Genomic DNA, 6,166 nt, shown 5'->3' on the forward strand with positions numbered 1-6,166 from the left:
AACCTGATCCGCGAGCGGCGCGGCCAGGAAGCTCTGGCCGAACGTTGACGCGCCCTGTGGGTTAGCTATAATATCGCCAAATAGAGATAAGAGCGGCGATATCCGGTGAAGACCATCATCCTCTCGGCGGCCGCGGCTCGTGATCTCGACAATCTACCCGCCGGCGTTCGGAACCAGGTATCCGAGGGCCTGATAGATTACGCGATGAGCGGTCGAGGAGATGTAAAGCGCTTGACTGGTAGAGACGGCTACAGGCTGCGGATCGGTCGCTACCGAGTTATATTCGATGAGGACAGCACCACTATCCTAGCGATCTACATAGGAAAACGCGAGACAACAACCTACAGCAGGTCATAGCAGGACAAGATGTCATGAATGCCCCGCAAATCATCAAAACCTCAACTGGCGAGGAACTGGTCGTGATCCCCAAGGCGGATTACGAGGCGTTGTTGCACGCCGCCGAGGAGGCTCTCGAAGATGCTGCGGATGTCGCCATCTATGACGAGCGCAAAGCCGACCTCAAAACCGAAAGGGCGCTGCCGGCAGACGTGACCATGGATGTCTTGCGCGGCTCCAGTCGACTCAAGGCGCTGCGCAACTGGCGAAAGCTCACCCAAGCCGAACTGGCCGCAGCGATCGGTGTCAGCCAGGGTTTCCTGTCGGACCTCGAATCCAATCGCCGCAAGCCGTCTGAGCAAACCAGCGCAATGCTGGCGAAGGCGCTCGATATCCCCGGAGAATGGATCGAGCCTTAGTCGTTCTCAGGCCGCGTCCGTCACCGCCGCCTCCTGCGAGTGCATGCGCTCGACTTCCTTCGGCGTCGGCCTGGCCACCTTCGTCACGAAGACAATGACCGCCAGCGTCAGGAAAATCGCGCCGAGCACATAGGGCGCGCCGCCGAACACGACCGGAGCCGTGGGGCCGGTGAACCAGGAGAAGATCGCCGTGTAGAGCAGCGGCGTGATGATCGAAGTGATCGAGAAGATCGAAGTCATCGCGCCCTGCAATTCGCCCTGCGCCGAAGGCGGCACCTTGGCGGCGGCGAGGCTTCTGAGCGGCGGATCGGCCAGCGCCTCCAGGCAACCGGCCACGATCACCGCATAGATCATCCAGCCCTGCGTCGAGAACGCATAGCCGAACGCGCTGAGCGCGGTGAAGGTCAGTCCGATCGCCGCCGTCTTCCACTCGCCGAGTTTCGGAATGATCCGCGGCAGCACCGTCGCCATGATGATCGCGCCGCACAGGCCGAAGGCGCCGAGCGAGAAGCCGATCTGTTGCTGGTTCCAGCCATAGCGGTAGTTGGAGACGAACGCCCAGACCGCCGGATACATCATGTGGCCGAGCGTCATCAGGAAGAACACAAGCCCGATCCAGCCGATGCCCGGATAATTGCGCATCTGGATCAGCGTGCCGACCGGATTGGCGCGCTTCCACTCGAAGGGCCGACGATGCTTTTCATCGAGCGTTTCCGGCAGGAACACCATCGCGATCAGGAAATTCACGAAGGCAAGTGCTGCGGCGAAATAGAACGGCACGCGCGGCCCGAACGTGCCGAGCAGCCCGCCCAGCACCGGGCCAATGACGAAGCCGACGCCGAAGGCGATGCCGAGCAGGCCGAAATTCTTCGCCCGGTTCTCGTCGTTCGAGATGTCGGCGATGAAGGCCGACGTCGTCGAGTAGCTCGCGCCGGAAATGCCGGCGAGCACGCGGCCGATGAACAGCATCGGAAAGGACCAGGCGATGGCGCAGATCAGATTGTCGATGGAAAAGGTCAGCACCGAGGCAAGCAGGACCGGCCGGCGCCCGAAACGGTCGCTCAAGCCGCCGATGATCGGCGCGAAGAAGAACTGCATCGCCGCGTAGACGAAGAACAGCCAGCCGCCCTCGATCGCAGCCTCGCTGACGCTGACGCCGCTCAGTTCCTCCAGATAGGCCGGCAGCACCGGCATGATGATGCCAAAGCCGATGATGTCGAGCAGCAGCGTCGTGAAAACGAGCGCAAGCCCCCGCTTGGCGGTTTTCGGGTCGATCATGGCGATAAGCTCCTCAGGCCGCCCGAGGCGGGACGCACCTTATAGGCGAGGTTCGCGGCGGGAACAATCCGCGAACGAAGCCAAACATCTTATGCTGACATCACTTGCCAGCTGCCGTCGATCGCGGATCACATGCGAAAAGAAGCGGAAAAGCCGCCTCAGATCGGACCGCTCATCGTGTTGCAGTCGGACAGCTTGCCGCTCTTGTAGCCGCGCGCCAGCCATGTCTGCCGCTGCTGCGAGGTGCCGTGGTTGAAGCTTTCCGGCACGACATAGCCCTGCATCTTTTTCTGCAGCGTGTCGTCGCCGATCTGCTTGGCCGCGTTCAGCGCGCTTTCGATGTCGCCCTGCTCCAATATGCCTTTTTGCGCGGTGTAATGGGCCCATACGCCGGCGAAGCAATCGGCCTGAAGCTCGATGCGCACCGAGAGCTGGTTGGCGTCGGCCTCGCTCATGCCTTGCCGCAGCTGGTTGAACTTGCTCATGATGCCGGTGAGGTTCTGCACATGGTGACCGACCTCATGCGCCACCACATAGGCACGCGCGAACTCGCCGGAAGCGCCGAACTGCTGGTCGAGTTGCTGGAAGAAGGTCATGTCGAGATAGACCTTATGGTCGCCCGGGCAATAGAACGGCCCGGCCGCCGCCGAGGCGAAACCGCAGGCCGAACGGACCTGGCCGCTGAACAGCACCAGCTTGGGGTCCTCGTAGGTCAACCCTTGAGACTTGAATATGCCGGTCCAGGTGTCTTCGGTTTCCGCCAGCACCGTCGCGACGAACTGCTTCATCTCGTCATTGGCGGGCGCGCCGCCATTGTCCTGCGAGCCGCTGTTGTCGGTGATCTGGCCGCTGCCACCCGGCAGCAGGCCGCCGTCGCCGCCACCCAGGATCTGCGATGGGTCGAAGCCGAAATACCATCCCGCGAGCACGACCAGGATGACCAGGAGGATGCTGCCGCCACCGCCGGTCCGGCCGCCGATGGGAACGCGGAACTGGCCGCCGCCGCCCAAGCCGCCGCCAAGTCCGCCGCCGCTGTCGCTGCGCTCATCCTCGATGTTGTCGCTCTGACGACGGCCTCTCCAAAGCATGGCAACTCCTCGCAATGCGAATGTCCTGGAGGGACTGGCCCGCGACCACCCCCTGCAGACAATTATCGCAACGGCTGGCCTAAGTCACAGAATTTTTCGCTCCCGAAGAATGCGCGGGCCGGAGGAAACTCCAAATAGGCCGGTTAATTTCCACTCCCATAAACCGGCTAAAAATCTTGGCTTTTCTGCTTGGCGCCGGCGCATTTGCCGTCCGAGCTTTTCGAACGCTCCTCGAAACGCGCAGCTCCCTTCTTCAGCGGATGGCCGGTCTCGGCCTCGGTCTTGCGCTCATCCCTGGCGGCCGCCTGCCGCAATCCCCTGGCCGCCTGCTTTCCCTTGGCGGTCGGTGCCTGTTCAACGCCCATTGCTTCCTCCCTAAGCGCGACAATCGCGCGACGTGGAAAGTAATGCGGCGGAGATGCGTCGGTTCCGTTTCAAGGCGCTCGAGCGGGTCGAACTCCTACGCCTGGCGATGCGTCATCGCCCGGCGGAAAGCTTCCAGCGTTTCGGCGCTGACATGGTGCTCGATGCCTTCGGCGTCGATGCGCGCCGTCTCGGCGCTGACGCCAAGCGAGCGCAGGAAGGCCTCCACCGTCTGGTGGCGGATGCGGCTTTCCTCGGCGACCTTGCGGCCGGCTTCGGTCAGGAACACGCCGCGATAGGGTTTTCGCGAGACCAGCCCGTCGGCGCACAGCCTGGTCAGCATCTTAGCCACCGTCGGCTGCGCCACGCCAAGCCTCGCCGCGATGTCAACCTGCCGCGCTTCGTTGCCGTCCTCGATCAGGTCGGCGATGAGCTCGACATAGTCCTCGACCAGCGCGCCGCGGCGCGCTTCGCGCGTCTGCCGGAATCCTTCCGAATGGATCTCGGCATCGGGAAGCGGCTCTTCGCGTCGAACCGGTTTGTTCCTAAGCGCCAATATGCGCTCCTCCTAGCCTAGGGCATGATGCCGAAACGTGTGAAGCGGTTTTCGGACGACATCATGCCCAATCTCTTCGACTGAATCGGGATCGCATCCATAGCACGAAACCCCTGATGATCCGGCCGTTTATTTGCATTCCCGCGCGGGCGCAACCGCCGTTGCGGTCGCCCGGGCCCAGACTTGCCCTGCGCATCACGAAAGCATGATCAATGAAATATAGCCTATTGCATAATGTTGAGCCATGGCATAGGTAAACGGGTATTCGATAGTTCCAGCGGAAATCCCCATGTCCGATGCCGATGCAGCAACCGTAGCCCGACCCGCATGGCGATTCGACAGGCCCGACGACGAGCAGCCCAGCCTGCGCGAGGTGAACGCCTCGATCGCGGTGCCGCGGACCGGCGTCTGGTTCCGCCGCCTGTTTGCCTTCATGGGACCGGGCTACATGGTCTCGGTCGGCTATATGGACCCGGGCAATTGGGCGACCGACCTCGCCGGCGGCGCGCAATTCGGCTACACGCTGCTTTTCATCATCATGCTGTCCAACCTGATGGCGATCCTGCTGCAGGCGCTGGCCGCGCGTCTTGGCATCGCCACCGGCCGCGACCTCGCCCAGGCCTGCCGCGCCTACTATCCGCGCCCTGTCAATCTGGTGCTCTGGATCGCCTGCGAGCTGGCGATCATCGCCTGCGACCTCGCCGAGGTGATCGGCACGGCGATCGCGCTGCAGCTTCTGTTCGGCATTCCGCTGATCGGCGGCGCCATGCTGACCGCGCTCGATGCCTTCCTGGTGCTGCTCCTGATGAACAAGGGCTTCCGCTACCTCGAGGCCTTCGTCGTCGCCTTGCTGATCATCATCTTCGGCTGCTTCGCCATCCAGATCTTCGTCGCCGCGCCGCCGGCGGGCACGATCCTGCATTCGATGTTCGTGCCGTCGTCGCAGATCGTCACCAATCCGGCGATGCTCTACATCGCCATCGGCATCATCGGCGCCACCGTGATGCCGCATAATCTCTATCTGCATTCCTCGATCGTGCAGACCCGCGCCTATGAGCGTACCGATGCAGGCAAGCGCGACGCCATCAAATGGGCGACGACGGATTCGACCATCGCGCTGATCCTGGCGCTGTTCGTCAACGCATCGATCCTGATCGTCGCGGCGGTCGCCTTCCACGACACCGGCCATCACGACGTCGCCGAGATCGGCCAGGCCTTCGAGTTGCTGTCGCCGCTGCTAGGCCTGGGCATCGCCTCGATCCTCTTCGCCGTCGCGCTGCTTGCCTCCGGCCTCAACTCGACCGTCACCGCGACGCTCGCTGGCCAGATCGTGATGGAAGGCTTTTTGCGGCTGCGCATCCCGCAATGGGCGCGCCGCCTCGTGACGCGCGGCATCGCCATCGTCCCGGTGGTGGCCGTCACCGCGCTCTATGGCGAGAAAGGCACGGCAGAACTTCTGGTCTTCAGCCAGGTGGTGCTGTCGATGCAGCTGCCTTTCGCCGTCATTCCGCTGGTGCAGTTCGTGTCGGACAGGAAGAAGATGGGCAGTTTCGCCATACCGCGTGCCGTCGCGGTCCTGGCCTGGGTGGTGGCCGCAATCATCCTCGTTCTCAACTTCAAGCTGCTCTACGACACCATCGCCGGCTGAGCGCGACATTCCAGCCGGACGCGCTATCTTGGCGCCATGGCCGAACCGGACGAAGCCCGCAGATTCTATGCAAGGCTGATGGCCGCGCAGGCGCGGTCGGCCGACCCGCGCATCGAGGAGGTATTCGCTTCGGTGCCGCGCGAGGCGTTCTTGGGGCCGGGACCGTGGACCGTCTTTGCCGGCGAAGGTCGGTTCGAGACGCCGAGCGCCGATCCGACCTATATCTACCAGAACGTGCTCGTCGTGCTCGATGCCGACAAGGGCATCAACAATGGCGAGCCGCTTCTGCACGCGATGTGGATCGGCAAGGTCGAGCCGAAACCTGGCGAGCACGTCACCCATATCGGCGCCGGCACCGGCTATTACACGGCGCTGCTGGCGGGACTGGTCAAGCCGGGCGGCAGCGTCACCGCCTTCGAACTGGAGGGCGGTCTTGCAGCGCGCGCCAAGGCAAACCTTGCCCCATACACCAACATCG

Annotated in this window: 7 protein-coding genes and 1 pseudogene; 4 read left to right on the top strand and 4 right to left on the bottom strand. The window is 63.1% G+C overall.

The features are described from left to right. Positions 1-105: 105 nt before the first annotated feature. Together EOD07_RS18150 and EOD07_RS18155 are read left to right on the top strand one after the other, a co-directional pair. A complete protein-coding gene (locus tag EOD07_RS18150; protein WP_127236454.1) occupies positions 106-357 on the top strand; it encodes a type II toxin-antitoxin system RelE/ParE family toxin in 252 nt (83 codons plus the stop codon). Between the two features lie 14 nt (positions 358-371). Continuing rightward, on the top strand, positions 372-755 hold the full coding sequence (locus tag EOD07_RS18155; protein WP_127236455.1) for a helix-turn-helix transcriptional regulator: 384 nt from the start codon (positions 372-374) through the stop codon (positions 753-755). A gap of 6 nt (positions 756-761) precedes the next feature. Here EOD07_RS18155 and EOD07_RS18160 read toward each other — a convergent pair whose 3' ends face one another. The 4 genes from EOD07_RS18160 to mntR all read right to left on the bottom strand — a co-directional run bounded on the left by EOD07_RS18160 (position 762) and on the right by mntR (position 4,040). Further along, complete coding sequence (locus tag EOD07_RS18160; RefSeq protein ID WP_127236456.1) at positions 762-2,033, bottom strand: TCR/Tet family MFS transporter; 1,272 nt, start codon at positions 2,031-2,033, stop codon at positions 762-764. A 158-nt stretch (positions 2,034-2,191) separates the two neighbouring features. Then, the gene (locus EOD07_RS18165; protein WP_127236457.1) at positions 2,192-3,121 is read right to left on the bottom strand and encodes a neutral zinc metallopeptidase; all 930 of its coding nucleotides are present in this window, start codon (positions 3,119-3,121) and stop codon (positions 2,192-2,194) included. A 167-nt stretch (positions 3,122-3,288) separates the two neighbouring features. Next, on the bottom strand, positions 3,289-3,486 hold the full coding sequence (locus tag EOD07_RS18170) for a hypothetical protein (RefSeq protein WP_127236458.1): 198 nt from the start codon (positions 3,484-3,486) through the stop codon (positions 3,289-3,291). Positions 3,487-3,581: 95 nt separating this feature from the next. Next, a complete protein-coding gene (gene mntR / locus EOD07_RS18175; RefSeq protein ID WP_073985520.1) occupies positions 3,582-4,040 on the bottom strand; it encodes a manganese-binding transcriptional regulator MntR in 459 nt (152 codons plus the stop codon). 289 nt (positions 4,041-4,329) lie between these two features. Here mntR and EOD07_RS18180 point away from each other — a divergent pair, with 289 nt between their 5' ends. Together EOD07_RS18180 and EOD07_RS18185 are read left to right on the top strand one after the other, a co-directional pair. Then, a complete protein-coding gene (locus tag EOD07_RS18180) occupies positions 4,330-5,688 on the top strand; it encodes an Nramp family divalent metal transporter (RefSeq protein ID WP_127236459.1) in 1,359 nt (452 codons plus the stop codon). A gap of 36 nt (positions 5,689-5,724) precedes the next feature. Next, a pseudogene (locus tag EOD07_RS18185) lies at positions 5,725-6,166 on the top strand (SAM-dependent methyltransferase); the annotation flags it as partial.

It is taken from the genome of Mesorhizobium sp. M2C.T.Ca.TU.002.02.1.1 (assembly GCF_003997225.1).

Coding starts and splice junctions, on each gene's coding strand:
- EOD07_RS18155 (WP_127236455.1), top strand. CDS start 372: ATGAATGCCCCGCAAATCATCAAAACCTCAACTGGCGAGGAACTGGTC.
- EOD07_RS18160 (WP_127236456.1), bottom strand. CDS start 2,033: ATGATCGACCCGAAAACCGCCAAGCGGGGGCTTGCGCTCGTTTTCACG.
- EOD07_RS18165 (WP_127236457.1), bottom strand. CDS start 3,121: ATGCTTTGGAGAGGCCGTCGTCAGAGCGACAACATCGAGGATGAGCGC.
- EOD07_RS18170 (WP_127236458.1), bottom strand. CDS start 3,486: ATGGGCGTTGAACAGGCACCGACCGCCAAGGGAAAGCAGGCGGCCAGG.
- EOD07_RS18180 (WP_127236459.1), top strand. CDS start 4,330: ATGTCCGATGCCGATGCAGCAACCGTAGCCCGACCCGCATGGCGATTC.